26 protein-coding genes and 1 tRNA gene are annotated in these 25,668 nt (G+C 48.1%); 5 read left to right on the top strand and 22 right to left on the bottom strand.

What is annotated here, in order from left to right:
• Positions 1–21: 21 nt before the first annotated feature.
• From flgJ to P8H32_RS05440, 11 genes are all read right to left on the bottom strand, one after another.
• A complete protein-coding gene (gene flgJ, locus P8H32_RS05490) occupies positions 22–1,017 on the bottom strand; it encodes a flagellar assembly peptidoglycan hydrolase FlgJ (RefSeq protein WP_301088652.1) in 996 nt (331 codons plus the stop codon).
• Positions 1,018–1,051: 34 nt separating this feature from the next.
• Positions 1,052–2,122 (bottom strand): flagellar basal body P-ring protein FlgI, encoded by a 1,071-nt coding sequence (locus P8H32_RS05485; RefSeq protein WP_297291805.1) that lies wholly within the window; start codon positions 2,120–2,122, stop codon positions 1,052–1,054.
• Positions 2,123–2,206: 84 nt separating this feature from the next.
• Positions 2,207–2,893 (bottom strand): flagellar basal body L-ring protein FlgH, encoded by a 687-nt coding sequence (gene flgH / locus P8H32_RS05480; protein WP_297291790.1) that lies wholly within the window; start codon positions 2,891–2,893, stop codon positions 2,207–2,209.
• A gap of 25 nt (positions 2,894–2,918) precedes the next feature.
• Positions 2,919–3,704: a flagellar basal-body rod protein FlgG gene (gene flgG / locus P8H32_RS05475; protein ID WP_297291791.1), complete on the bottom strand. Its 786-nt coding sequence runs from the start codon at positions 3,702–3,704 to the stop codon at positions 2,919–2,921.
• A 74-nt stretch (positions 3,705–3,778) separates the two neighbouring features.
• Complete coding sequence (gene flgF, locus P8H32_RS05470; RefSeq protein ID WP_297291792.1) at positions 3,779–4,522, bottom strand: flagellar basal-body rod protein FlgF; 744 nt, start codon at positions 4,520–4,522, stop codon at positions 3,779–3,781.
• Between the two features lie 195 nt (positions 4,523–4,717).
• Positions 4,718–6,397 (bottom strand): flagellar hook protein FlgE, encoded by a 1,680-nt coding sequence (locus P8H32_RS05465; RefSeq protein ID WP_297291793.1) that lies wholly within the window; start codon positions 6,395–6,397, stop codon positions 4,718–4,720.
• A 61-nt stretch (positions 6,398–6,458) separates the two neighbouring features.
• A complete protein-coding gene (locus P8H32_RS05460; protein ID WP_297291794.1) occupies positions 6,459–7,139 on the bottom strand; it encodes a flagellar hook assembly protein FlgD in 681 nt (226 codons plus the stop codon).
• 61 nt (positions 7,140–7,200) lie between these two features.
• Positions 7,201–7,644 carry a flagellar basal body rod protein FlgC gene (gene flgC, locus P8H32_RS05455; protein ID WP_297291795.1) on the bottom strand — a complete coding sequence of 148 codons (444 nt, stop codon included), beginning with the start codon at positions 7,642–7,644 and terminating at the stop codon, positions 7,201–7,203.
• Entirely contained in the window at positions 7,644–8,045 is a 402-nt protein-coding gene (flgB, locus tag P8H32_RS05450) for a flagellar basal body rod protein FlgB (protein WP_297291796.1), read from the bottom strand. The genes flgC and flgB overlap by 1 nt, the downstream gene beginning before the upstream one ends.
• Before the next feature lie 255 nt (positions 8,046–8,300).
• Entirely contained in the window at positions 8,301–9,128 is an 828-nt protein-coding gene (locus tag P8H32_RS05445) for a protein-glutamate O-methyltransferase CheR (RefSeq protein WP_297291797.1), read from the bottom strand.
• 139 nt (positions 9,129–9,267) lie between these two features.
• Complete coding sequence (locus P8H32_RS05440; RefSeq protein ID WP_301088650.1) at positions 9,268–10,203, bottom strand: chemotaxis protein CheV; 936 nt, start codon at positions 10,201–10,203, stop codon at positions 9,268–9,270.
• A gap of 322 nt (positions 10,204–10,525) precedes the next feature.
• On the opposite strand from P8H32_RS05440, the gene flgA reads away from it, so the two are divergent.
• The 3 genes from flgA to P8H32_RS05425 all read left to right on the top strand — a co-directional run bounded on the left by flgA (position 10,526) and on the right by P8H32_RS05425 (position 12,270).
• Positions 10,526–11,254: a flagellar basal body P-ring formation chaperone FlgA gene (flgA, locus tag P8H32_RS05435; RefSeq protein ID WP_301088649.1), complete on the top strand. Its 729-nt coding sequence runs from the start codon at positions 10,526–10,528 to the stop codon at positions 11,252–11,254.
• A 124-nt stretch (positions 11,255–11,378) separates the two neighbouring features.
• A complete protein-coding gene (gene flgM, locus P8H32_RS05430; RefSeq protein ID WP_297291800.1) occupies positions 11,379–11,693 on the top strand; it encodes a flagellar biosynthesis anti-sigma factor FlgM in 315 nt (104 codons plus the stop codon).
• A gap of 94 nt (positions 11,694–11,787) precedes the next feature.
• Complete coding sequence (locus P8H32_RS05425; protein ID WP_297291801.1) at positions 11,788–12,270, top strand: flagella synthesis protein FlgN; 483 nt, start codon at positions 11,788–11,790, stop codon at positions 12,268–12,270.
• On the opposite strand, the gene P8H32_RS05420 is transcribed toward P8H32_RS05425, so the two are convergent.
• The 3 genes from P8H32_RS05420 to arsS are packed head-to-tail and all read right to left on the bottom strand — an operon-like array spanning position 12,271 to position 14,561.
• On the bottom strand, positions 12,271–12,918 hold the full coding sequence (locus P8H32_RS05420; RefSeq protein ID WP_301088648.1) for a TIGR04282 family arsenosugar biosynthesis glycosyltransferase: 648 nt from the start codon (positions 12,916–12,918) through the stop codon (positions 12,271–12,273).
• Positions 12,908–13,600, bottom strand: coding sequence for a TIGR04283 family arsenosugar biosynthesis glycosyltransferase (locus tag P8H32_RS05415; RefSeq protein ID WP_301088646.1), 693 nt, complete (start codon positions 13,598–13,600; stop codon positions 12,908–12,910). Before P8H32_RS05415 ends, P8H32_RS05420 begins: the two co-directional genes overlap by 11 nt.
• A complete protein-coding gene (gene arsS / locus P8H32_RS05410; protein WP_301088645.1) occupies positions 13,593–14,561 on the bottom strand; it encodes an arsenosugar biosynthesis radical SAM (seleno)protein ArsS in 969 nt (322 codons plus the stop codon). Before arsS ends, P8H32_RS05415 begins: the two co-directional genes overlap by 8 nt.
• Positions 14,562–14,870: 309 nt before the next feature.
• On the opposite strand from arsS, the gene P8H32_RS05405 reads away from it, so the two are divergent.
• A tRNA-Arg gene (locus tag P8H32_RS05405) sits at positions 14,871–14,947 on the top strand.
• 11 nt (positions 14,948–14,958) lie between these two features.
• Here the strand turns inward: P8H32_RS05405 and P8H32_RS05400 are convergent.
• The 6 genes from P8H32_RS05400 to P8H32_RS05375 form a co-directional block, all read right to left on the bottom strand.
• Positions 14,959–15,855 (bottom strand): hydroxymethylglutaryl-CoA lyase, encoded by an 897-nt coding sequence (locus tag P8H32_RS05400; protein WP_301088644.1) that lies wholly within the window; start codon positions 15,853–15,855, stop codon positions 14,959–14,961.
• Between the two features lie 2 nt (positions 15,856–15,857).
• On the bottom strand, positions 15,858–17,879 hold the full coding sequence (locus P8H32_RS05395; RefSeq protein WP_297290719.1) for an acetyl/propionyl/methylcrotonyl-CoA carboxylase subunit alpha: 2,022 nt from the start codon (positions 17,877–17,879) through the stop codon (positions 15,858–15,860).
• 3 nt (positions 17,880–17,882) lie between these two features.
• Positions 17,883–18,665, bottom strand: coding sequence for an enoyl-CoA hydratase/isomerase family protein (locus P8H32_RS05390; RefSeq protein WP_297290718.1), 783 nt, complete (start codon positions 18,663–18,665; stop codon positions 17,883–17,885).
• A 101-nt stretch (positions 18,666–18,766) separates the two neighbouring features.
• A complete protein-coding gene (locus P8H32_RS05385; RefSeq protein ID WP_297290717.1) occupies positions 18,767–20,374 on the bottom strand; it encodes a carboxyl transferase domain-containing protein in 1,608 nt (535 codons plus the stop codon).
• Between the two features lie 26 nt (positions 20,375–20,400).
• On the bottom strand, positions 20,401–21,570 hold the full coding sequence (locus P8H32_RS05380; protein ID WP_301088643.1) for an isovaleryl-CoA dehydrogenase: 1,170 nt from the start codon (positions 21,568–21,570) through the stop codon (positions 20,401–20,403).
• 35 nt (positions 21,571–21,605) lie between these two features.
• Positions 21,606–21,986, bottom strand: coding sequence for a MerR family DNA-binding transcriptional regulator (locus P8H32_RS05375; RefSeq protein WP_297290715.1), 381 nt, complete (start codon positions 21,984–21,986; stop codon positions 21,606–21,608).
• A gap of 209 nt (positions 21,987–22,195) precedes the next feature.
• Between P8H32_RS05375 and P8H32_RS05370 the strand changes: the two genes are divergently transcribed.
• Positions 22,196–23,365: an MFS transporter gene (locus P8H32_RS05370; RefSeq protein ID WP_301088642.1), complete on the top strand. Its 1,170-nt coding sequence runs from the start codon at positions 22,196–22,198 to the stop codon at positions 23,363–23,365.
• A gap of 1 nt (position 23,366) precedes the next feature.
• On the opposite strand, the gene P8H32_RS05365 is transcribed toward P8H32_RS05370, so the two are convergent.
• Together P8H32_RS05365 and P8H32_RS05360 are read right to left on the bottom strand one after the other, a co-directional pair.
• Positions 23,367–24,353: an adenosine kinase gene (locus tag P8H32_RS05365; RefSeq protein ID WP_297293203.1), complete on the bottom strand. Its 987-nt coding sequence runs from the start codon at positions 24,351–24,353 to the stop codon at positions 23,367–23,369.
• 22 nt (positions 24,354–24,375) lie between these two features.
• Positions 24,376–25,572 carry a DEAD/DEAH box helicase gene (locus P8H32_RS05360; protein WP_301088641.1) on the bottom strand — a complete coding sequence of 399 codons (1,197 nt, stop codon included), beginning with the start codon at positions 25,570–25,572 and terminating at the stop codon, positions 24,376–24,378.
• Positions 25,573–25,668: the final 96 nt, after the last annotated feature.

The raw sequence follows: 25,668 nt of genomic DNA, 5'->3' as shown, positions 1-25,668 counted from the left end.
ATTTTACCTGGATAAAAATCCTTAATGACTAGCCATAGCTACGGGCTGGCTATTCATCGCATTATTTACTGCGCTCTTCATTTCTGAACTATTGAGTATGCGCAAAATCTTTTCGCTGTACTGTGGGTCAGTCGCATAACCGGCTTCTTCCAATGCGCGAATATATGATTCAGAATCATCCGCCTGCAGCGCTTTTTCATAGCGGGGGCTACTGTTAATAAACGCTACATAATCATCAAAGCTTTGTTTTGGTGATTCATAAGATCTAAAGGTAGCGTATTCTTTCGTCGGTATCCCTTGACGCACTTCCAGGGTTTGCACTGTGACGCTATCACCCTGCCAACGCTTGTCGGCTTTAATATTGAACAGGTTAAAGCTGCTCTTATCACCGATGCTGGTGATTTTTTTACCCCAACCGGTTTCAAGACCAGCCTGGGCAATCAACGCTTCGGGTTGAATACCTAATTTTTCAGCGGCTTGCTTAGCCATGGCATAGACCTGCTGAATAAAGGACTGGCTGCTGCCATCAAACTCCATTGCCATAGATTTAGGTTTAGCCGCTAACTGCCCAGCCGTTTGGTTGACGGCAGCTTTGGCAGACTCAACTCCGGGAATAAACCCGGTATAGTTATTACGCTTATCCAGATACTCCTGAACGCTACCCGCTGCTGTTGATTTTTCTTCATTGCCATAGCGTTGTTTAAGTTGACGTACCATCACTTCGGCAATACCCATACCTCTACCTTGGGAAAGGGATAAAGCCATTTGGTCGTCAAACATATCCTGGTACATATCGCCTTCTTTGCTGGATAGAAAATTTCCTTCAGCAAAAACACTATTGGCAGAACGCATGCTCTTCATCATCATCCGCACCATCATGGATTCAAATTGCTCGGCAATTTTTTCCAGCGCCTGGTCTTTATCCTTACGACCTAATGCGGTGATAGAATTCAGGTTGGCCAGGTCGGTGTATGAATCCGCGCCGACGTTGGCATTTGTGGTGGTTGTGTTAATCATTTCAACTACTCGTCAACTATTCGTCAACTATTCGCTAGATTACAATCAGGTCAGCTTGTAGGGCGCCGGCTTGTTTTAATGCTTCTAAAATTGCCATTAAATCACCGGGAGCTGCACCGACTTCGTTAACGGCTCTAACCAGTTCATCAAGTGTGGTGGTTGCTTCAAAGGCAAACATACGGCGGGTCTCCTCAGACACGCTCACTTCTGACTGTGGTACTACGACAGTTTGGCCGCCAGCAAAAGCATTCGGCTGACTTATCTGTGGGGTGCTGGTAATTGTCACGGTTAAGCTACCGTGGGTAACCGCTCCGGCCCGCACTCGAACATGCTCGCCGACTACGATGGTGCCAGTACGTGAATTGATAATAATTCTTGCCGGGGCTTTACCTGGGTTGACCTCAACGTTTTCCAGTAGTGACATAAATGACACGCGCTGGTTAGGATCTCTGGGGGCCGTAACATGAATAGAAGCCGCATCAGAAGCACGGGCAATATCAGGGCCTAACAACTCATTAATGCTCTCGGCAACCCGACGAGCAGTAGTAAAGTCAGCGCGGTTTAAGTTAAACGTTAGGTGCGTACCACTGGAAAAACTATTGGCTATCATTCGTTCCACAATAGCGCCATTAGGAATACGCCCCGCACTGGGAATATTCACTGTTACACTGGAACCATCGGCACCCTCTGCACCAAAACCACCAACAACTAACTCACCTTGCGCAATAGCATAAACCTGGCCGTCAGCACCTTTTAAGGGTGATAACAATAAGCTGCCGCCACGTAAACTTTTCGAATTACCTATTGATGAAACCTGCACATCAATAGTTTGTCCGGGCTTGGCAAAAGGAGGTAATGTGGCATGAACAGTCACCGCGGCTACATTTTTTAGCTGGAAAGATTCGCCTTCAGGTAGCTGTATACCCAACTGCTGTAACATGGAACGGAAGGACTGGGTGGTGAAAGGTGTCTGGGTTGTCTGGTCACCGGTGCCGTCCAAACCGACAACCAGGCCATAGCCTATAAGCGGGTTGTCACGCACACCGGCAATATCTGCAATATCTTTTAAACGCTCAGCCTGTACTGACAGTACTGTTGTCCACATAAGCACAATGGCTATCAAACTTTTGGCCAACGGACTTTTATGATTACGCAATTTAGATAACATCATCTTTACACCCAAAATAGTTTAAAACGGCCAGTATTCGCTATTAAAGAAACGTGAACCCCAACCCTGCTTGTTGGAATCGGCCAGGTCGCCAGTACCGCTATAGGTAATTCTTGCATCTGCCAGGCGGGTAGAGAGAATCGTGTTATCTGGCTGCACATCTTCGGGACGAATCAAACCGCGAATACGTATAAATTCTTCTCCGCGATTAAACGTCATCCATTTTTCACCACGCACTACCATTAAACCGTTAGGTAATATTTCTGAAACGGTAACAGCAATGCTGCCGCTTAAGCTGTTGCTTTGATCACTTGAAGACTCACCAATTAATTCACGGTCCTGGTTTATCTCTGTCTGCAAGTTGTAATCTCCCAGGGAAGGTGCCACCCCTAATACCGTACCGGCATCAAATGAGGTTGCACTTTCTTTGGTGATTTCTGTATCGGCCGTTTTACTCGACTGGGTTCTCTCGCTCAGAATAACGGAAATAATATCCCCTACCCGATTAGCGCGGCGGTCTTCAAACAGCGCCACGGAAAAGTCCGGACGATAAATACCGCCACGGTTAGGCTGTGGTATTTCAGTGATGGCAGGAATCACCGGCGCATAAGCGGGATCATCAGGTAATGGCTCCGGCCCAATGGTGCAAGCCGAAAGCAATAGGGCTAAGCCTGTAAAACAAAACTGTCGAAATAAAACGCTCATCATTCGATACCTATGCTGTTTCGTATAATTACAGGTTCTGTGAGATGTATTGCAGCATTTGATCAGCTGTCGAGATCACTTTTGAATTCATCTCGTAAGTTCGCTGGGTAGTAATCATACTCACCAGCTCTTCTACTACATCCACATTGGAATTTTCCAAAGAACCCTGCTCTATGCTGCCCAACCCCTGATTACCAGGAAGGCCAGTATTCGGTGTACCGCTAGCCGCCGTTTCAGTAAACAGGTTAGAACCAATCGCCTGTAAACCAGTTGGGTTAACAAAATTAGTGACTGTTAAGGTGCCTAAGGTCTGGGGGCTTGGCTGGCCAGCAATAGACGCCTCAACAATACCGTCAGAGCTGATAGAAATAGTTTGTGCGTCTTCTGGTACGGTAATACTCGGCTGCAATTCCAAACCACGGGCCGTTACAATAGCGCCATCAGCATTAATCTGGAATTGGCCATTACGGGTATAAGCCGCGCTGCCGTCCGGTAGCAGTATTTCAAAAAAGCCTCTACCGACAATGGCCATATCCAAGGGCTTGTCAGTTATTTGCATGCTGCCTGCAGAAAATTCCTTTTGTGTGCCGATAACGCGCACACCAGTACCAACCTGTAAACCCGATGGCAATTGAGTATTTTGAGAAGACTGGGCACCAGGCTGGCGACGAATTTGATACAGCAAATCTTCAAATACGACATCGTCGCGCTTAAAACCTACCGTTGCTGCATTGGCCAGGTTATTAGATATGGTCGCCAGGCGCGTGTCTTGGGCACTTAATCCGGTTTTACTAATCCATAATGACTGATTCATAACTAACCTCTGTTAGACTTTTTCATTGTTTAATTATTCATTGTTTAATTATTCAATGTTTAATTATTTAATACCTACTGTGCGCGCAATACCTGGGCAGCAGCACTGGAATTTTCTTCGATCATTTTCATCATCTTGACGTTGACTTCAAACTGTCTTGCCAACGCCATAATGCTGGTCAATTCATCCACCGCATTTACATTACTGGTTTCAAGAAAACCGGACTGAAGACGAATTGAAGCGTCAGGTGCTTGCTCTTGCCCATCGCGACGACGGATCAGGCCATCTTTACCTTTGACCAGTTCTGCGTACTCCGGCTTAACCAGTTTGATACGGTCAACCGTAGCTAACACTTCTACTGACTGACCTGCGGGCTGGATCGTAATCGTGCCATCGGCACCCAGGGTTACCTTATCGGAGGGAGGCAACGCAATGGGGCCACCATTACCAAGTACCGGCAGGTTGTTACCGGTTAATAACTGGCCATTGGGGTCGAGTTTTAATGAACCCGCACGGGTAAAAGCTTCAGTACCATCAGGCGCCCTTACCGCAATCCAACCATCTCCCTCTACGGCCATATCCAAATCGCGTCCTGTTTCATTAAGTGAGCCACGCTGAAAATCCGTACCCGGACTCTCTGCACGAGAGTAAGCACGGGTACTTAGACCTTCACCGTAATACACCCCCATGGAACGGGCCTGGGCAAAGTCCGCCTGAAAGCCGTTGGTATTGGCATTGGCCAGATTGTTAGCGCGTATTGCCTGGGCAGACATAATATTCTGGCCACTGGCCATTGCTATATACACCGCCTTGTCCATACTTTTCTCCGCTTTAATCACCCTTGCCGCATGGCAATAGGGGTGGAATTTGTTTGCCGCTTTTGGCTGTAAAAGCCTATTTTTAAAGGCTTTTTCTGTTTAATAGAGAAATTGCAAGATGGGTGCCAAGTTTGGGGGAAATAAAAAAAAGCCGCGAATCCTGTCGCGGCTTTGGCTATCTACTGGGCCACGGCATTATCGAATATTGATAATGGCCTGAGTCACAGTATCAGCCGTTTCGATGGTTTTCGCATTGGCCTGAAAGTTACGCTGGGCAATAATCAAACGTACCAGTTCTTCGGATAAATCCACATTGGATTCTTCCAATGCGCCAGATTGAATGGCACCCAGTGTGCTGGTTAGTGGCGCGCCGAATACCGGCTCACCGGATTCAAAAGACTGGGCCCAAGAGGTATCACCCTGCGGGCTTAAGCCCTGTTCATTGGCGAAGGATGCCATAGCGACCTGTCCCAATATCAGCGCTTCGCCATTAGTGTAACGGGCAAAAACTTCACCGGTACTATTGATTTCCAGACCACTTAGCTGGCCCGTGGCAAAACCATCCTGATCAACGTTGGCTACAGCAAAGTCACTACCGAACTGGGTAGAGGCACCAATGTCCACCAGGAAATCGGACGTTGTGGCTGTTGAACCATCGGAGGATGATTGGTTAGCGCCCTCCGGGTTCCAGTTATCGATATTTAATACTGCCGGGTCCGAGCTTTGCAAGGTACCGCCTGTATCAAAAGACAATTCGAAATACGGTACATTAAAGCCAGCAACTGTGGCTGTATTGATCGAGTCCGCTGTGGATACAGCTGTCGCGGACAGCGCAATTGTAGTGGCATTAAGAATGTCTAATATATCCTGCGCCTCGCTGGTGCTGACTGGTAATCCATAAGCAGCACCCGAAGCTTGTGCTGCGGCGTTATCAAGGGAATCAATAGCGGCCTGAAATTCAGCAGAAGAATTGGTGGTGGTTGCAGTGTCCCTGGCATTAACCAGGACGGCTCTTGTATCTATCATAATTGTAGACAGAATAGTATCTTCACCACCGGCAATACTAGCTACGGCGTCTTGTGCGCTGCCCTGCAAAGTCGTCATAAATATCGCCGCTGCCTGGGCATTAACATTGGCGGCAGCGGCATCAGCCACATCGGTTGCATCAATGGCACCAGTACCCAGTACATTTTGCAAAGTACCATTTTCATCGGGAATATAGCTATACATATTCCAAACATTATCGGAGGGAGACTTTACATAGTAGGTTGAAAGCACATGCGACTGACCGCGACTATCAAAGATTGTCAGAGAGGTTGAGCTGTTAAATGTATCGGCATCATTTGGATCAAACGGAGACACGATAGGAGTAGAGCCCCGGGCATCCAGGTTAAATAATAAATCCACTTGCTCTGTCGCCGCCGGTGGCAAATCACCCACCTGCACTTGTAAATCATCCGGGGTACCACCAACACCTGTACCAGACCCGGTAGGCAAAAAGCCCTGCAAACGAGAGCCACCGTTGTTGGTGATATAACCAGACTCATCCAAACCAAAGTAACCTGCACGAGTAAAGGTTGTGGCACCCGACGTATCCGACAGAATAAAAAAGCCTGTACCGTTAATGGCTAAATCCAGGCTGTTGTCAGTAAAAGACACATTACCCTGGTCAAATTGCTGCGCAATCGCGTTAACCAACACACCACTACCGGCGCTATTATTACCACTACCCACTAGAGAGTTGGCATATACATCACCAAACTCTGCACGGGAGCGTTTAAAACCTGTAGTACTAGCGTTAGCAATATTATTACCGGTTACTTCCAAATCCGTGTTAGCGGCACGGAGTCCACTGAGTGCGGTATTAAAAGTCATGGTGTTACCCCTTTTTTTTTAGCTATGTAATAAATTCAGCCTGCCACCCGTTGGCGGCAAGCTACAAAATTTCTCTGATTTCTGACATGGATTTAGTGCCAGCACCGGCAATATTTAAGCTGATGGTGCCATTGGCCCCAACACTCACGCTATCCACGTTATGGCTTAATGCGGTATTTAATCGAACTGGATTACCACCGTAGTTGGCCGTTACTTCAAAGGTGTAAAAACCGGCTGGTAATTGATTGCCTGCGCCATCAGCACCGTCCCAGGCAAAGGGTATTTCACCCGCGGTATTTTTACCCATCATTTCTTCGGCTACTTGTTCTCCGTCCGAGTTAAAAACTTTAACTTTTAGATCATTGGTACTCTGGGTTAAATCAATGGTACCGGCGATTAAGCCGTCATTACCCAGATAGGAAGTCTCAGAATCAACTTTGACGAAACGCCCCACCATGGCCGATGCCTGTAGCGCCTGATTCGACTGGAACGAACCGACGAAGTCATTCATCGTATTGTTTAATTTATCCAGACCTTCAACCGAACTGAACTGCGCCAGCTGCGCAACAAATTCGCTGTTTTCCTGCGGGTCCAGTGGGTTTTGGTTTTGCATTTGCGTCACCATCAACTCAAGAAAAACATCTTGCCCCAGCTCTTGTTTTTCTTTGCCGACGGTAGTGGAGCCATACTTTTCACGGACGGAAATATCGCTAAGTAGGCCGGTGCTAATTGAGTCTGTCATCGTTATGATCCGTTTTTGTCTACATCAAATAAGGTTTAAAAATTTATTACTCTGGGCAAGCTTACTGCCCCAGCGTTAACACTCTCTGCATCATGGTTTTAGCGGAGTTCATCACTTCAACATTGATCTGGAAAGAGCGCGACGCAGAAATCATATCTGCCATCTCTTCCACCATATTGACGTTGGGGTAATACACATAGCCATCTTTGTCGGCTTTTAAGTGGTTGGGCTCATACCTGCGCTCCAACGGCTCATCGGACTCGACAATGCCACTGACACGCACACCCATTGCCGAATCACTGGCCATGGGGTTCATCGACATATAATCGTTGTTGATCATATCCCGGCGCATGGTTTCAAAAACCGGGTGGCGAGCGCGGTATACCTGGCTGGCATTACTGTCTGCGGCCTGCGCATTGGCCAGGTTACTGGCCGTGGTGTTCAGCCGAATACTTTGTGCTGACATTCCCATGCCAGCAATATCGAAAACACTATTCAGTGACATTAAACATCTCCTTTAATGGCATTTCTCAACCCTTTGAACTTGCCATTTAGAAATTGGAAACTGGCTTGAAAATCCATGGTATTTTGAGCAAAGCGGCTCATCTCAACCTGCTCTTCAACGGTATTGCCATCCAGCGAAGGCTGTAGTGGCGTACGATATAGCAACTCAGGATTAACCATATCGCTGGCGCCGGCACCAAAGTGGCGGCTATTGGTCGCAGCCATGTTGGTGCTACTGGCACTCATCTGGCCTCTAAGGATGCTTTTAAAATCAATATCACGGGCTTTAAATCCGGGCGTGTTGGCATGGGTCAGGTTATTGGCCAATACTTCTGCTCGCTTGGCGCGAACATGCAGGGCCTTTTCATGAATACCTAATGCACTGTCAAAACTGATTGCCATCTTTACCTAACCTGAAACGGATTAATTAGAATCTCAGCTAAGTTATAGCAAGGGGTATGCCAGAGTTATAAGCTGTTGATAGTTAAGGAGTTAATTTTTTGGTCGGGAAGATAACGGCAAGCGGTTTCCGCTTTTTAAGGGGATGTGGCAAGGGGCGGCAATAACCACGAAGCAACGTCATTCCCGCGAAGGCGGGAACCCAGACTGCATCCAGATCACTGGATTCCCGCCTTCGCGGGAATGACGGTTATGGGGTTATATCGCGCGGTAGATAATACCGGGATGGCACTGCACCATTTCGTAATACTCTTTTACCCCGGATAAACCTTCAGAGGCACCGAGAATCAAGTAGCCACCGGGGCGTAAGCTGGTATGAATACGGCGTAAAATATCCAGCTTCAGCTCGGCAGAAAAATAAATCAGTACGTTGCGGCAGAACACCACATCGAATTTACCCATGGTGGAAAAACTGTCCATCAGGTTTCGGGCTTGAAAACGAATAGGCTTACGCAACTCTGGCTTCACCCTCCAGACATCGCCATCGGCTTTATCAAAGAAACGCTTAAGGCGATCCTGACTTAAACCACGCCCCAGGGACAGGCTGTCATATTCACCCCGCTTACATTGCTCCAACATGGAAGCGGATAAGTCGGTAGCCACTATTTCAACGGGGCTCTTTAAACTTCCCATTTTGGAACTGCGATACTCTTCTGTCATCATAGCCAGCGAATAGGGTTCCTGACCTGAAGAACAGGCGGCACACCAAACCCGCATAGAGCCATTGCGCCCTTGCTGAAACTCAGGCAACAATTTATTTTTAAAGATGTCAAAGGGGTGGCTATCGCGAAACCATAAGGTTTCATTGGTGGTCATGGCATCAATGACCGCCTCTTTAAGTTTGCGATTAGTGATCTGACTTATACGCTTAACCAGCTCACGTAAGGTTTCAATATTGTGCTCGACCATTAACGCATTTAAACGGCTGGAAACTAAATACTGCTTGTTTTCACCCAGCAAAATACCGCAGGCATCCTCAAGGAAATCCCGAAACACTTGATAATCAACAGGTGAACTAGCAACCATTGGCAACCTCGAATAAGGCAGACATACGACGGCCAAACGCTAGTAACATAGAAAACTCCGAAAATACTACAACTACTCAATGCCGCTGTTGTTAACAGCGGCAAACTTTTAATTTTAACGGTATATTACTGACAGGTTATCAGCTTGCACCATCGGCGGCTTTTATTCTATCTGTCACCATGGTGGCCAGCTGGTCCGGGTTGAATTTAGCCAGGAAGTTATCCGCCCCAACCTTCTTCACCATCGCCTGATTAAATACGCCACTGAGCGAAGTATGCAACACCACATGCAGGTCAGCCAATCGAGGGTCGTTCCTTACTGCAGCTGTCAGCGTATAACCATCCATCTCAGGCATCTCGATATCGGAAATCATTACCAGGTATTTTTCCGCCGCACTCTCCCCCGACTCGGTAATTTCCAACAAATGATCCAGAGCCTGCCTGCCATCATTAAGCAAGGTAGTTTCAACACCTACGGTTTCAACACAGCGCTTGATCTGCTTACGTGCTATCGCCGAGTCGTCCACAATTAATACATGCTTTGATTGCGCTGACTGGGTGACCTCTTCCTCGAGAATTTCCTCAGAAATTTCCTCTTCCATGGGTGACACTTCCGACAGGATTTTTTCTACATCAATAATCTCTACCAGTTTGCCATCCACCTCAGTCACTGCGGTGAGGTAATGCTCTTTGCCTGAACCTTTGGGTGGCGGGTGAATATCTTCCCAGTTCATATTGATAATGCGCTCAACGCCTCGCACCAAAAAGCCCTGGGTGGCGGTGTTGTACTCAGTGATAATGACAAAACAATTATCGATATCTTCCAACCTGGCCTGACCCGTCGCCAGGCTCATATCCATAATCGACAGTGTACCGCCGCGGATATGGGCAATCCCCCTGACCACGGGATTACATTGAGGCATCATGGTGAGTTTGGGGCACTGTAAAACTTCCTTCACCTTGAACACATTAATACCGTAAACCTGGCCACCTGCAAGCTTGAATAACAAGAGTTCCAGCCGGTTTTGGCCCACCAGCTGGGTGCGCTGGTTAACGCTCTCCATTACACCTGCCATACCATTCTCCTGAGAATTGACTACTAATTTGAAACCCAATGCAGTCAATGGCTCAAAGGGCACAGTTATTGCAATGAATCACTAAATACGCATCCACCGACAGTTTTTCGACGATCCTGTTTCGAGCATCATCGCGGTGAAACGTTGGTTTTCCAGGTGAACATAGTGGGCTATCGATATATCCAACAAATTATCTATAGCTATAGCCAGATAACAACGGGGAGTACTACCCCTATTGAGAGCCCGGTTTCAGCCTTAACAGGCAATAGGCACTCAATAGAAACAGTTTAGCCTCTACTACAATAGAGCATAGGCCAAGATCATGATAGTACGTAATTTTTTCCTGTTTTTTAGGACGCTGGTTTTAAGGGCAGTGGTATGCCTGTATGCCTGTGTGTCCTACGGGGATGTCGGTGCAGAGGATATCAAAGCCAGGGTCAGCGTATTTATGGACGACTATGTCGCCCAATTATCTGAAGATTATAAAGTGGGCGTCCGTGTTGAATACTCCGTCAATATCCTGGACCCCAGACTAGCCATGAAAGACTGCCCCCATGAGCTGGAAACCGAGCTAAAGTCTCGCAATAGCATTGGCCGGGTCAATATTCGGGTTAGCTGCAATGAGCAGAATCCCTGGTCGTTATACGTTCCGGTAGATGTCAACTTATTCCGCCCAATTGTCACCACTATCAGCCCTATCGCCAAGGGCGAAGTGTTGACCAAAGCCGAGCTTGAGATGCGGGAAGTCGATATCAGCCAGTTAAACGGTGCCTATTTTACTGCTATGGAAGAAGTCATAGGGATGCAGGCAAAGCGCCCGATCCGGGCCGATAAAACTGTTATCGCCAACTATCTGTCACCCCCTTTGCTCATTAAAAAAGGGGAACAAGTACAAATGACCGCCCGCTCCGGGGGGCTGGTGGTCAAAATTGCCGGTGTTGCACTGATGGACGGCCATAAGGGACAGCAAATCAGCGTGCGCAACAACCAGTCAAAACGGGTTGTGGAAGCCAGGGTGAGCGGGCCGGGGCAGGTAGCTATCCAGCTGTAAAACGGGGGGCTGTCGTGTGGACTGTTCCCGTCAAGCTAAAGTTCGCGGCGATATTGCCGATAGCCACTACGATCGTTCAGTAAATTGCCCAACAGCGCCCGCGCTACCGTAATGGATGTTGAAAATGGTTAGAGATATCAATGGCTTAGGAGGTTACTCCGGCCCAAAAACACTAGTGGAACAAGGCGGCAAAAAATCCGCCGACAGCCCCACAGCAGCACCTGCAAGCGCTGATAGCAGCAACGCAGCTGACAGCGATGATGTGCAGCTAAGCAGCGAAGTAAAAACCCTGCAAAGCATGGCTGACAAAATTAACAGCCTGCCAGATGCCAATATCGAGCGCGCCGAGAACATCAAGGCAGCCCTCGAAAACGGTGACTATAAGGTCGACGATTTGGTACTCGCCGACAAGATTATAAATTCAGGCGCGCTGTTCTAAAGGCACTGGATTTTCTGGCTAATACCCCCTGGGCAGGGGCTTAACCAGTAGCAAATACAAAAACATCATTACGAACGATCAGAGGTATACAGCAATGACACAGTCTCCTAATAGCAATCTGTGGTCAGAAATCGAAGCCACCTTCGAACACGATATTCCCGCTACCTCAAAGCTTCTCGATTTATTGCAACGAGAGCGCAACGCACTGGAACAACGCAACTACGATGAGTTTCAAAAGATCATCGGCCAAAAGCAACAGATGCTGACCATTTTGGAATTTCACGCCAACACCCGCCAACAATTACTGGCAACCGCCGGCTACCACGACGAGCAAGCCATTCTGGAGGCCGCCGATGTGCAGGCGCCAGCTATTGCCAAAGCCTGGCGTCAGCTCGGTGACCAATGGCAACAATGCCAAAAGCTAAATGCAATCAATGAACGTATTGCCAAGCGTACCCGCCTGGTGGTGGGTCAAATTCTGGATCTATTGCGCGGCCAGAATAGCCGTAACAAGCTCTATACTAAAGAAGGTGATGCCACTACCACCAGCACTGGCCGCCCTATTACCAGCGCCTGATCAAGTACCATTAACACTAAGGCCCTCAGTAAGATTGGGTCTTAGTTGTTGTAACCGAATAAAATCTTCAGGCCGGTCTATATCCTTCAATGGTTGCAATTCAAACCAGCTAACTCCCTTTTCTTCCATCCTCGCCACAGTGGTGGCAAAAATACTATCGGCCCCCCACCGCATATCATTAAACAGCCAGGGCATGGGTTGGCTTAAACCCAGCAAGACATAACCACCATCATCGGCGGGACCAATAACCACTCCCTGCTGTTCCACGCTATCAAGGGCTCGCTGAAGATACTGCGGTGTAATATCGGGGCAATCCGTTCCAACAATCAAAACCTGTTTGGAGCCTTGCAATGCTTTATCCAATGCATAAGACATCCTTTCTCCCAGGTCATTGCCACGCTGTCTATAAACAGGCACAGCAAATCGCTCTGCCAACTCAGTCCACCAATCGTGTTCGCTACCCACCCATAGTTCAATAAAGCAATCTGTTAGCTGAGTTATTGTTTGCAGTGTATGAACCACTAAACGCCGATGTAAATCTGCAGCACTAGCTTCACTTAAGAAAGGTGTTAGCCTGGTCTTTACTTCGCCGGGAACCGGTGCCTTGGCAAATACGACAATCGTTTTTCTATTGTTGCTAGCGGCCATAATAAATTTTTACCAAACGATCCGGGCTCGCTCCCAGAAAATAAGCCAACCGCAACCGCCACATCAAGCCTACCGTTTTTAGTATGCCATGCTGCTCCCAACGCCTGCTGGAAGTCAGTACTTTATCGATGCAAACCCAGGGTGATGAGTGCTGGCGTAAAGTTTTGCACAAACTAACATCTTCCATCAGCGCTATCTCAGGGAAGCGGCCAAGCTGTAAAAACAAAGCCTTTTTAACAAACAAACACTGATCCCCTGTACCTATAGAGGTTAGCCGTGAGCGAAGATTTATAGCGGTTTCAATCACCCGAAAAAAAATATGACGTCCGGTTAAGCTCAGCGAGAAAAAACCCCACTGTTTTTCAGTGCTGGCAAGGGATATTAAAAAAGAAGAAAAATTAGCGGTAAGTAAGGTGTCTGCATGTAAAAACAACAACCAGCGGCCTTGCGCTAAATCTGCACCGGCATTCATCTGCCTCGCCCTGCCCTTTTCAGTCACCACCAACTGGTCCACCCATGGAGCTGCCTGCTCAGCGGTATGGTCATCACTGCCACCATCCGCAATAATAATTTCACACCCCTGGTTACGTAACATCTGTAAAGGCTGCAAAGTTGCTGTAATAGTCTCAGCTTCATTCAGGGTAGGAACAATAATACTGAGCAAGCACGAGGGCTTAGTCATTCAATGCGCCACTACAGCTACTGCCCTGGCCCGCTGTGCAACCAAAGCAGTGATCACCGATATAAATATCACTGCCGACCACTGAATCCGCCACTATGTCAGACAAATGGGTTTTGGCCCTATCATTGGCGATTAAAGGCATTTCAAGCATTTGATTAAAATCACAGTCATAGACATAACCCTGCCAATCAATACTGATCAAACTGCGACACATCACCGTGGTTAAATTATCGCTACTGAAATTATTTTTTAGCAGCTCCATATAAGCATCAAATTCATTATGGGACATCAACACGCTGCCAAAGCGACTGATGGGCATATTGGTAATGGTAAATAACTGATTAAATTCAATACCAAAACGCTGCTTTAATTCACGCTTATAGTCCGCCTGTAATTGTTCCTGTGGTGGCGGCAGCACGGCTCCCACAGGGTTATATACCAAGTTCAACGGTTTATCGGGATCAATCCCATAACCCAAAGCATTTAGCTTTAACAGCGCCTCAATACTTTCATCATAGACACCTTTACCCCGCTGCTTTTCAACATTTTCTTCGGAGTAACAAGGCAAGGAAGCGGTCACCACCACTCCCTGCTCCGCTAAAAATTCTGCTAAGTCTGCTTCGGCGTATTCCGGTTCTAATAAAATGGTCAGGTTACAACGATCGACCACCTCAACACCTCTATGGCGCGCTTCGGTCACCAAATAGCGAAAATGCGGATTCATTTCCGGCGCACCGCCGGTTAAGTCCAATACTTTGATATTGTGCTGGTCGATATATTGCAGGATTAACTCAATAGTGGGCAGATCCATCAACTCGGTGCGGGAAGGACCGGCATTAACATGGCAATGCACGCAACTTAGATTGCAGAGATAACCGAGATTGACTTGCAGGGTTTCAACATGACCGCGTTTTATCGGCGGAAAATCTGTCGCTAATAACAGCGGACGACTATCTAACATCGTATTATTCTCAAGGAGGCTTGCTGCCCACTCTAACAACGAATAAAACCGCTAACAAGCCTCGATAACTTCACACCCCACAGGACAGTCATTCCCGCTCCCCCCGCTCCCCGTCATTCCCGCGAAGGCGGGAATCCAGTGCTGTAAATTTCCGCCTTAGCGGAAATAACAGCATAAGCATGCAGGCTGGATTCCCGCCTTCGCGGGAATGACGGTCTTTCAGATAATGTCATAAGATCAATCAGGACTGGGCAGAAGAAGAAGAATATTTTAAAATCAGCGACCTTCCTGTTTGGGAAGTTATTTATTCCGCCCTTAGCTCAGCTGGATAGAGCGTCCCCCTCCTAAGGGGAAGGCCGCAGGTTCGACTCCTGCAGGGCGGGCCATTTGCAAATGATTAAGAAATACTGGCCAGCGCCACACTGGAGGAGGATGTTCTGCCCAGCTTCCCGGATATCCAATTACCAGTATCAATCAGGGCCGCTAAATCAACCCCTGTTTCAATCGCCATGCCATCTAACATATAGACCAGGTCTTCGGTAGCAACATTGCCCGAGGCACCTTTGGCATAGGGGCAGCCGCCCAAACCCGCAACAGAACTGTCGACCACAGCAATGCCGGCTTGCAAGGCCACTAAAATATTGGCCAGGGCCTGACCGTAGGTATCGTGAAAATGTACAGCCAGTTGAGCGGCGGGAATGACGGTTAAGAGATCATCTAACAGGGTGGCTACGGCGGCAGGTGTGCCGACACCGATGGTATCGCCCAAAGAAATTTCATAACAACCCATTGCCAATAAACGTTTGGCAATATAAGTCACTTTCTCCGGCGCGATATCACCTTCATAGGGGCAGCCCACCACACAAGAGATATAACCCCGCACCGGAATATTTGCAGCTTTGGCGGCATCGATAACGCTGTTTGCCCGGGCAAGACTTTCGTCGATGGAACAGTTGGTATTTTTTTGGGTGAACGCTTCAGAGGCGGCGCAAAAAACAGCAACCTCAGTGGCATTAACCGCAACCGCACGCTCAAAGCCTTTCAGGTTAGGCACTAATGCGGCGTAGGTAACATGGCTTGCACGCTTAACACCGATAAAGACTTCATCACTGCCTGCCATTTGTGGCACCCATTTAGGGTTTACAAAAGCGCCGGCTTCTAAATAGCTAATTCCAGCACTGGCCAGTTTTTCAATCAGCTGAATTTTTGTCGCTGTGTCGATAGGCTGCTTTTCATTTTGCAATCCATCCCGCGGCCCCACTTCTACGATACGGACTTTTTTTGGGTAGTTCATTATTACTCAACCACTTCAAAGTTGACGAGCTCGGCGCCACCGTCCACTAGCTGCCCAGCCTGGTAATAAAATTCTATGACCTTGCCATCAGCAGGTGCGCGAATCGTGTGTTCCATTTTCATCGCTTCCATCACTAATAGTGCATCGTCTTTTTTCACGGCTGCATCAGCCTCTACTAACAGGGCGACCATGGTACCATTCATGGGCGCGTTTAAACCACCGCTGTCTGTGCCCGTATCGGTATCGCCCAGGTCGGGTTTGACCTCACTAAAACTTAAGGCGCTATGCTGGGTATAAAGACTATAGCTACCCTCGTAAGCAGCCACCGATGCACGCAATTGGTGGCCATCAATGGTGGCGCTAAGTTCGGTGCCTTGCAACTGGCCCTGGGCCAAAACGGTTTTACCGTTAACTGTTATAGCGTAACGACTGTTTGATCCCGTACCCAATTGCTCTGCAACAACGGTGTAGACCTGTTGGTGAATCTGTAATTGAAAACGGTGGCCAGGTGCTTCATTTAAACGCCAGCCATTGGCATCAAACCAGGGTGAATTGGCATCGTGGGATTGTGCGCGTTTTTTCCGGGCCTGTTGTTGTTGCTCCAGAATCAAGTAAAGGCTGGCCAGCGGTAATTCTTTTTCCAGATCCGCTGCGCCAGCATGGAAAATGGCCTCGTGGTGTTTTTCAATAAAGCCGGTATCCAAATCTGCATCGCGGAAGGGCTGGGAATTGGCCAGGTTATAAAGAAAGTCAATATTGGTCGTTATACCGCTGATGCGATATTCCTTCAGCGCTTTGGTTAATCGCTGCAGGGCCTTGTCTCTATTTTCATCCCATACAATCAGTTTGGCTATCATCGGGTCGTAATAGACACTGACTTCATCGCCTTGTAATACACCCGTATCGACTCGCACATGCGTAGAGTTTTGCGGGGGTTGTAAAAAGGACAAGCTGCCGGTGGCTGGCAAAAAATCATTATCGGGATCTTCGGCATAAATACGCGCTTCAAAAGCATGACCTGTTAATGATAATGCCTGCTGTGTGGCTGGCAGTACTTCACCGGCGGCAACACGCAATTGCCACTCAACCAGGTCCTGCCTGGTAATCATTTCTGTAACAGGGTGCTCCACCTGTAAGCGTGTGTTCATTTCCATAAAATAAAATGAGCCATCGCTATCCAGTAAAAACTCTACCGTGCCCGCCCCTTCGTAGTTAATCGCCTGTGCGGAACGAATAGCCGCCGCTCCCATTGCTGTGCGTAAGGCTTCTGTCATACCGGGCGCTGGTGCTTCTTCAATGACCTTTTGGTGACGGCGCTGTACGGAGCAGTCCCGTTCAAATAAATAAACAGCATTGCCATGCTGGTCACAAAACACTTGGATTTCAACATGGCGGGGTTGGGTTAAATATTTTTCCACCAGCATATCGTCGTTGCCAAAACTGTTGTTGGCTTCGCGTTTGGCAGCAGCCAGTGCTTCATCAAATTCCGATTCACTCCATACCTGGCGCATACCTTTGCCACCACCGCCAGCTACCGCTTTTAACAATACCGGATAGCCCATATCATCGGCGGCTTGTTTAAGGACATCGCGACTTTGATCATCGCCGTGATAACCGGGCACTAGTGGTACTGCTGCTTTTTCCATAATAGTTTTGGCGGCGGATTTGGAGCCCATCGCTTCAATAGCAGCAACAGGGGGACCGATAAAGACAATGCCGTTATCTTTACAGGCTTTACAAAACTCGGCATTCTCTGAGAGAAAACCGTAACCGGGGTGAATGGCTTCGGCGCCGGTTTTTTTCGCGGCATCAATAACGCGCTCGTAAACCAGATAAGAATCCCGCGACGGGGCGCCACCAATATGTATCGCTTCATCAGCCATACTGACATGCAAGGCATTTTTATCAGCATCACTGTAAACCGCCACGGTGCTAATACCGAGTTTGCGTGCAGTGCGAATAACCCGGCAAGCAATTTCACCGCGGTTGGCTATTAAAATTTTATTAAAGTAGTGTTGTGACATAGGCTACTGCACCCAAGCTGGTGAACGTTTTTCCAAAAAGGCAGTAAGACCTTCCTGCCCTTCAGGGGAAGTGCGAATATCAGCAATACGCTCGCAGGTTTGCGCAATAAGCTGATCGCTAATTTCACGGTCCATATCAAAGGCTAATTGCTTGGCCGCTGTTACCGCTTGCGGCCCACTGGTTAATAACTGCTTAACTAATTCAGTAACAGCGTGGTCAAGTTCTTCTTCGGTGCTAACAAGCTTTGATACTAATCCCAATGTTAAAGCCTCAGCGGCACTAAATCGTTCGGCAGTTGTAAAATATCGACGGGCAGCACGCTGGCCAATGGCGGCTATCACATAGGGGCTAATGGTGGCGGGGATCAGACCGATTTTTACTTCGCTTAAACTAAATACGGCTCGCTCAGCCGCTACCGCCATATCACAACAACTCACCAGGCCTACTGCGCCACCAAAGGCTGCACCTTGTATGCGGGCAATGGTTGGTTTGGTCATCGTGTTTAAGGTTTTTAGCATGCCGGCAAGCGCTTGTGCATCGGCGATATTTTCCTCGCGGCTGTAGTTAGCGGTTCGCTTCATCCAGCCCAGATCTGCGCCGGCGGAAAAATTTTTTCCTTTGGCGGCCAAAACGACAACACGCACATCCGCATTGTCGTTTAGGGTATTAAATGCCTCGGTTAATTCACCAATAACCACATCATCGAAAGCATTATGCTTTGCAGGATTATTTAAGGTGACTGTAGCAACGCCGCGGTTATCGAGGGTGGTTGTTACAAAGTTCATAATTTTTCCTTAATGTGATTAAAGTGTTTTCTGTCATTCCCGCAAATAATACTCCGTCATTCCCGCGAAGGCGGGAATGACGTTGGTCGGTGGATGGGGGCTTACATGCGGAATACCCCAAATTTTGTGTCTTCCACCTCTTTGTTGAGGCTTGCTGAGATGGCAAGGGCCAATACTTCACGGGTTTGTGCCGGGTCTATTACACCATCGTCCCACAGTCGGGCTGAGGCATAATAGGGATGCCCTTGCCGTTCGTAGTTGTCGATGATGGGTTGCTTAAATTCAGCCTCTTCGCTCTCGCTCCAGGATTCACCGGCCTTGGTTTTTTGGTCACGCTTTACTTGCGCTAGTACACCCGCCGCCTGTTCACCACCCATTACTGATATGCGGGCATTGGGCCACATAAACATAAAGCGTGGATCATAGGCCCTGCCACACATACCGTAGTTGCCAGCGCCAAAAGAACCGCCAATCAATACGGTAAATTTAGGCACTTTTGCGGTGGCGACTGCGGTGACCATTTTGGCGCCATGTTTGGCTATACCATCATTTTCGTACTGTTTGCCGACCATAAAGCCGGTGATATTTTGCAGGAAGACAAGAGGGATTTTTCGCTGTGCACAGAGTTCAACAAAGTGCGCACCCTTTTGTGCAGACTCGCCAAATAAAATACCGTTATTGGCGACTATACCAATCGGGTAGCCAGAAATACGCGCAAAGCCACAGACCAGGGTTGAACCGTAAAGGGCTTTAAACTCATCAAAGTCGGAGCCATCGACAATGCGGGCAATAATCTCTCTAACATCGTAGGGCTGGCGCGTGTCTTTGGGGATAATGCCGTAAATTTCCTGGCGATCAAACAGCGGTTCAACAGGCTCTGTTACATCTAAGGCCAGCGGTTTAACGCGGTTAAGCCTGGCCACCGAATTTCTTGCCAGCTCTAAGGCATGGTGGTCGTTTTGCGCTAAATGATCGGCAACACCGGAGGTGCGGCAATGAACATCGGCTCCGCCTAAATCTTCTGCCGATACTATTTCGCCGGTGGCCGCTTTAACCAACGGTGGCCCACCAAGAAAGATGGTGCCCTGCTGTTTTACAATGATGGATTCATCGGCCATAGAAGGAACATAAGCACCGCCGGCGGTACAAGATCCCATCACCACAGCAATTTGCGGAATATTTTGCGCCGACATATTGGCCTGGTTAAAGAAGATACGACCAAAGTGCTCGCGATCCGGAAACACATCATCCTGGCGGGGAAGATTGGCACCGCCGGAATCTACCAGATAAATACAGGGCAAATTATTTTCCTCGGCAATGGTTTGCGCCCGTACATGTTTTTTTACGGTGAGAGGATAATAACTGCCACCTTTTACTGTGGCATCATTAGCCACAATCATGCACTCCTGGCCGCTGACTCTGCCAATACCTGCGATAACACCAGCGCAGTGGACATCTTCATCGTAAACATTCATGGCGGCCAACTGCGAAATTTCTAAAAAAGGCGAACCGGGATCCAATAAACCCGCCACCCGATCACGGGGCAGTAATTTACCCCGGGCCAGATGCCGCTGCCGGGACTTTTCACCTCCACCCAGTTTAATAGTTTCCAGCTTCTGGCGCAGGTCATCCACCTGCAGCTGCATATGTGCAGTGTTGGCTTTAAACTCTGCTGAGCGAGTATTAATTTTTGATTGAATAAGAGGCATAGCGGGCATCCTGTTTTCCCTAAAAATTATTGGGTTTCGTTGAATAACTCACGGCCAATTAACATGCGACGAATTTCCGAGGTGCCGGCACCAATTTCATACAGTTTGGCATCGCGCAATAAACGACCCGCGGGGAATTCATTGATATATCCATTGCCACCGAGTAACTGAATGGAATCTAACGCTTTTTGTGTGGCGCGCTCGGCGACAAATAGAATCACCCCCGCACAATCTTTGCGGCTTTCCTGACCGCGGTCACAGGCTTGGGCCACGGCATACAGATAAGCGCGGGAGGCGGCCAGCTCCGCATACATATCCGCTACTTTGCCCTGCACTAATTGGAATTCACCAATACTTTGGTTAAATTGTTTGCGGTCATGGATATAGGGGACCACCAGATCCATACAGGCTTGCATAATACCCAGGGGGCCGCCTGCCAGCACGGCCCGTTCAAAATCCAGGCCGCTCATTAATACCGCAACACCACCACCCTCTTTACCCAGAATATTTTCTGCGGGAACTTCGGCATTTTCGAACACCAGTTCACAGGTGTTAGAGCCACGCATGCCCAGTTTGTCGAGTTTTTGATGCTGGCTAAAACCTTTGGTATCACGTTCAACAATGAAGGCGGTAATTCCACGGGAGCCGGCACTACTATCGGTTTTGGCATAGATCACATAGGTGTTGGCATCGGGGCCATTGGTGATCCACATTTTATTGCCGTTCAGAATATAGCAATCGCCCTGCTTTTCGGCTTTTAATTTTAGGCTGACCACATCGGAACCGGCATTGGGCTCGGACATAGCCAAAGCGCCGATATGTTCACCGGAGCATAATTTGGGCAGGTATTTTTCTTTTTGCGCATCGGTACCGTTTTTAAAAATCTGGTTAACGCATAAATTGGAATGGGCACCGTAGGATAAACCCACCGAAGCGGAAGCCCGTGAAATTTCTTCCATCACTACCGCATGGGCCAGATAGCCCATATTGCTGCCGCCATAGGCTTCATCAACGGTGATACCTAACAAACCCATATCACCCATTTTTTTCCACAGGTCCATGGGGAAGGTATTGTCCGCATCAATCGCTTGTGCACGGGGCGCTATTTCATCCTGGCAAAACTTATAAGCCGCATCGCGAAGCATGTCGATGTCTTGGCCGAGGTTAAAGTTTAAGGTGGGGTAAGGGGTATTCATTGACTCTGTCCTTTTAGCGTTTTTAGGAGCTTCAGCTAGGGTTTTTTAAGCGTTTCAGCCGCCCGCTGTTCTACCTGATCCAACTCTGACATCATCAGTTGCAAATCTTCCAACTGATCTTCCAACTGCTCACGTCGTACCTGTATTGCCTTCATCAGCTTTTTAAGCTGTGCCTTGTTGCCATGGGCCGGGTCATACAGGCGGATAATTTCGCCGCTTTCCTCCAGCGAAAAACCGAGGCGTTTGCCTCTTAAAATCAGTTTTAATTTGGTGTGATCAGCACCGCTATAGACACGGCTGGTACCCTTTCTGGCGGGGGCCAGTAGTCCCTTCTCCTCATAAAAGCGGATGGTGCGGGTAGTGATATCAAACTCTGCGGCTAACTCGGAGATTGTGTATTGCTTGGATTTAGGCATATTCAGCTACGGGGAAAGACCCTGTTAAAAGTTGATAATGGGGAGCTTACTTGACGTTAACGTAAAGGTCAACAAAACGAAGTAAAACCGCTGACAGTAACGCCTGCTCAACAAACTAACCGACACACTTTGGCAATAACCACTGGCTATACATAAGATAGGGAAATCAGTAAAGTGCGCTTCTAGTGTTTAAACCAAGAAGCCTGTTTATGAAATTCCTGTTTGTAACTGTGCTGATCGACCTGATTGGCTTTGGTATTGTTATACCTATCCTGCCTTTTCTGGCACCGGATATGGGTGCATCCAGCCTTGAAATTGGCCTGATTATCGCCACCTACTCTATCTTTAATGGCCTTTGTGGGCCGTTTTGGGGGCGTTTAAGTGACCGTTTTGGCCGCAAGCCTATTATCCTGATTTGTTTAACGGGCGCGGCAATTTCTTATATTGGCCTGGCCTTTGCCACCACGCTAACCGCAATTTATTTCTGGCGCGCCTTTGGCGGCTTGATGGCGGGTAACTTTGGTGTGGCCTCTGCCATGATCGCCGATCTGACTACCCCAAAAAATCGCGCCAAAGGCATGGGGATGATTGGTGCGGCTTTTGGTCTGGGTATGGTGATTGGACCAACTCTGGGCGGTATTTTAAGTGGCAATGGCGAGTCTTATACTCTTCCTTTCTTTGTTGCCGCCGGTCTTTCAACGTTGGCCATTGTTGCCGGTTTCTTCTTGCTTGAAGAAACCATCACACTGGAAAAGCGTGAAGAGCATACCGCAGAGCAAGCCAAACACCAGAAAGTGTCTTTGCTTGCCATGCTAAAAGAAACTCATAACACCATCCTGGCTTCGGTATATACCCTACATAACACTTGCGTTAGCATGATCAGCTTCCTGTTTCCGCTATGGGTGGCCAGCTTATTGGATTGGGGCCCGCGGGATGTCGGTATCGTATTTGGTATTCAAGGTTTGGTAATTGCCGTTATTCAGATGAAGGCCATTGGTCCACTATCTATTCGTATGAGTGAAATCAACGTCTTGATAATGGGTATCAGTTTTGCCTGTTTGGGATTTCTGGTTGCAGCTTTTGCCAACACAATGCCCTTTATGATTTTAGCCTTTTGTATGACGGTGACAGGTTGTTCGCTTTGTCTGCCGATGCTTAATTCTATTACCTCTAAACGCACACCTTTGCGCTTTCGCGGACAGATGATGGGAACAACCGCGTCCATGTCAGCCTGGGGACGGGTAACAGGCCCGTTACTGGGCGGTGTTGTATTGCATTTCTATGGCTTCTCAACCGCCTGGTTGGTGGCACTGGCTTTGTGTACTTTTTATTTGGGCTGGGCCTGTAGGCAGCCAGCTGCCTCCGAACAGAATCCTTAAACTAGGCTAACAGCGCCTTATGCGCATCAACACTTAAGCGAGGGCCATAACCAGAAACAACCTGGGCCGCCGCCTTGCTTGCCAGGTCACCGGCTTGCGCAAAAGACATGCCGTGGGTAATACCGTAAATAAAGGCTCCGGCAAACATATCGCCTGCGCCATTGGTATCAACCGCTTTAACCGCATAGGGTTTGATAGTGATTAGCTCATTACCATCAAACACTACAGCGCCGTCTGCTCCAAGTGTGATGGCAAATGTTTTAGCCACTTGTTTAATCGCTGCAATGGCTTCGTCAATATTTTGCGTTTCAGCCCAGCCTAACGCTTCGTCTTTGTTGCAAAATAAAAGATCAACACCTTCGCCAATCATTTCCTGTAAGCCGGGCTTAAAGAATTGCACCATACCTGGATCAGAAAGGCTGATAGCCGTTTTAACATTACTCTGCTCTGCCAACTGGCGCGCTTTGATGGCGGCCGCACGACCAGTGTCAGAAGTCACCAGGTAACCTTCAAAGTATACGTACTCCGAATTGACCAAAGCGGCTTGGTTAAGGTCAATGTCTGACAAGGTTTCACTCACACCCAGGTAGGTATTCATAGTGCGTTCAGCATCCGGTGTGATCATTACCAGGCATTTACCGGTAATACCGTCAACTTTGTCGCCGTCGAAATCGGTATCTACTCCGGTCACTTTTAAATCGTTCAAGTAAAAATCACCATTTTCATCATTGGCGACTTTACAAGAATAGTAAGCGCTGGCACCAAAGCTGCTGGCCGCTACAACGCTATTACAGGCGGAACCACCGCTGGTGCGTTTTGAATGGACTAAGTGGCCTTTCAGGTTATCGATCAGTTCATGCTGACGGTTTTCATCAACCAATGTCATCAGGCCTTTTTCAATTTGAAAGGTGTCCAGATCACTATCAGTAACGTCAATTTCGGTATCCACTAGTGCTGCACCGAGTCCATATACGTGGTATTTCGCCATTTTTTTACTCTCGTTAATTGATTTAAATGTTATAGGACTTCTTACTGTCCTTCTTTACATAATTTAGAATAGAAACAGGCACGACTTTGCTGGCCTCAAAACCTTCAATTTCCCTTCTTTCTATCAAATGGTCCAAACGCCGCTCAATCGCGCAGAGTCGTTTGAAATCATCTTTAGAAACCAAAGAAACCGCCTCACCACTGGCACCCGCCCTACCGGTTCGGCCTATGCGGTGAATATAGTCATCGTCGTCATCGGGTAAGTCATAATTTACCACTCGGTCAAGGTCATCAATATCAATACCGCGGGCCGCAATGCCTGTGGCGACTAAAATGCCAATGGCGCCGGATTTAAAATCCGCCAGAATTTGTGTGCGCACAGCCTGACTTCTGCCGCCGTGAATTGACTCCGCTTTAATACCGCGCTTTTCCAGCTGGCTAACTAACTTAGCGGCGCCGTGTTTGGTGCGAATAAAAATTAATGCCTGTGTCCAATCATAGGTTTTAATCAAATGACTCAATAGCGCCGACTTAGTATCTTTATCAACGGTAATTAACCACTGCGAAATATCGGGCTTGGCGCTGCTATCGGCAATCACCGAAATTTCAACCGGGTTTTCAATCGCAGTTCTGGCTAAGGAGCGTACCTCTTTTGATAAGGTGGCAGAAAACAACAGGTTTTGCCTTTGTTCGGGCAGGTGACTAATGATCTTATTGATATCCTCAATAAAACCCATATCCAGCATTCTGTCGGCTTCATCTAAGACCAACACATCTAACTCATCAAAATATAGCGCCCGTTGATGGGCCATATCTAACAGTCTGCCTGGGGTGGCAACGAGAATATCGACACCGTAAATAAGGCCGTGCTTTTGTGGTTCCGCATCAACTCCACCAACCATCACCATCGAACGTAAATTAAGATGCCGGCCATAGTCGGCAATATTAGCTTCGACTTGCATTGCTAACTCACGGGTAGGTACAAGGATTAAAGCTCGAATACGTTTGCCGCGTAGCTTACGCTCACCGCCTAACGATTGCAGGATCGGCAAGACAAAACTAGCGGTTTTCCCGGTACCTGTCTGGGCAGTGGCCAGAAGATCCCTGCCTGCCAACACAGCGGGGATCGCCTGCTGCTGAATAGTCGTTGGCACGGTATAACCTTGCTCGCTAACGGCTTGCACAATAGGGTCACTTAATCCAAGTTTGGAAAATGTCATGGGGGGTCTCAGACAGGGTAAATTTAGCGGCTAAATACGGCAGCTATGGTATCAGTAATTTTGAAGGGGCAGAGAAGAAAATTGGGGGCTTTATTT

The organism is Oceanicoccus sp. (assembly GCF_029238675.1).
Taxonomy (GTDB): Bacteria; Pseudomonadota; Gammaproteobacteria; order Pseudomonadales; family Dasaniaceae; genus Oceanicoccus.
This window is presented reverse-complemented; position numbering and strand designations above follow the sequence as displayed.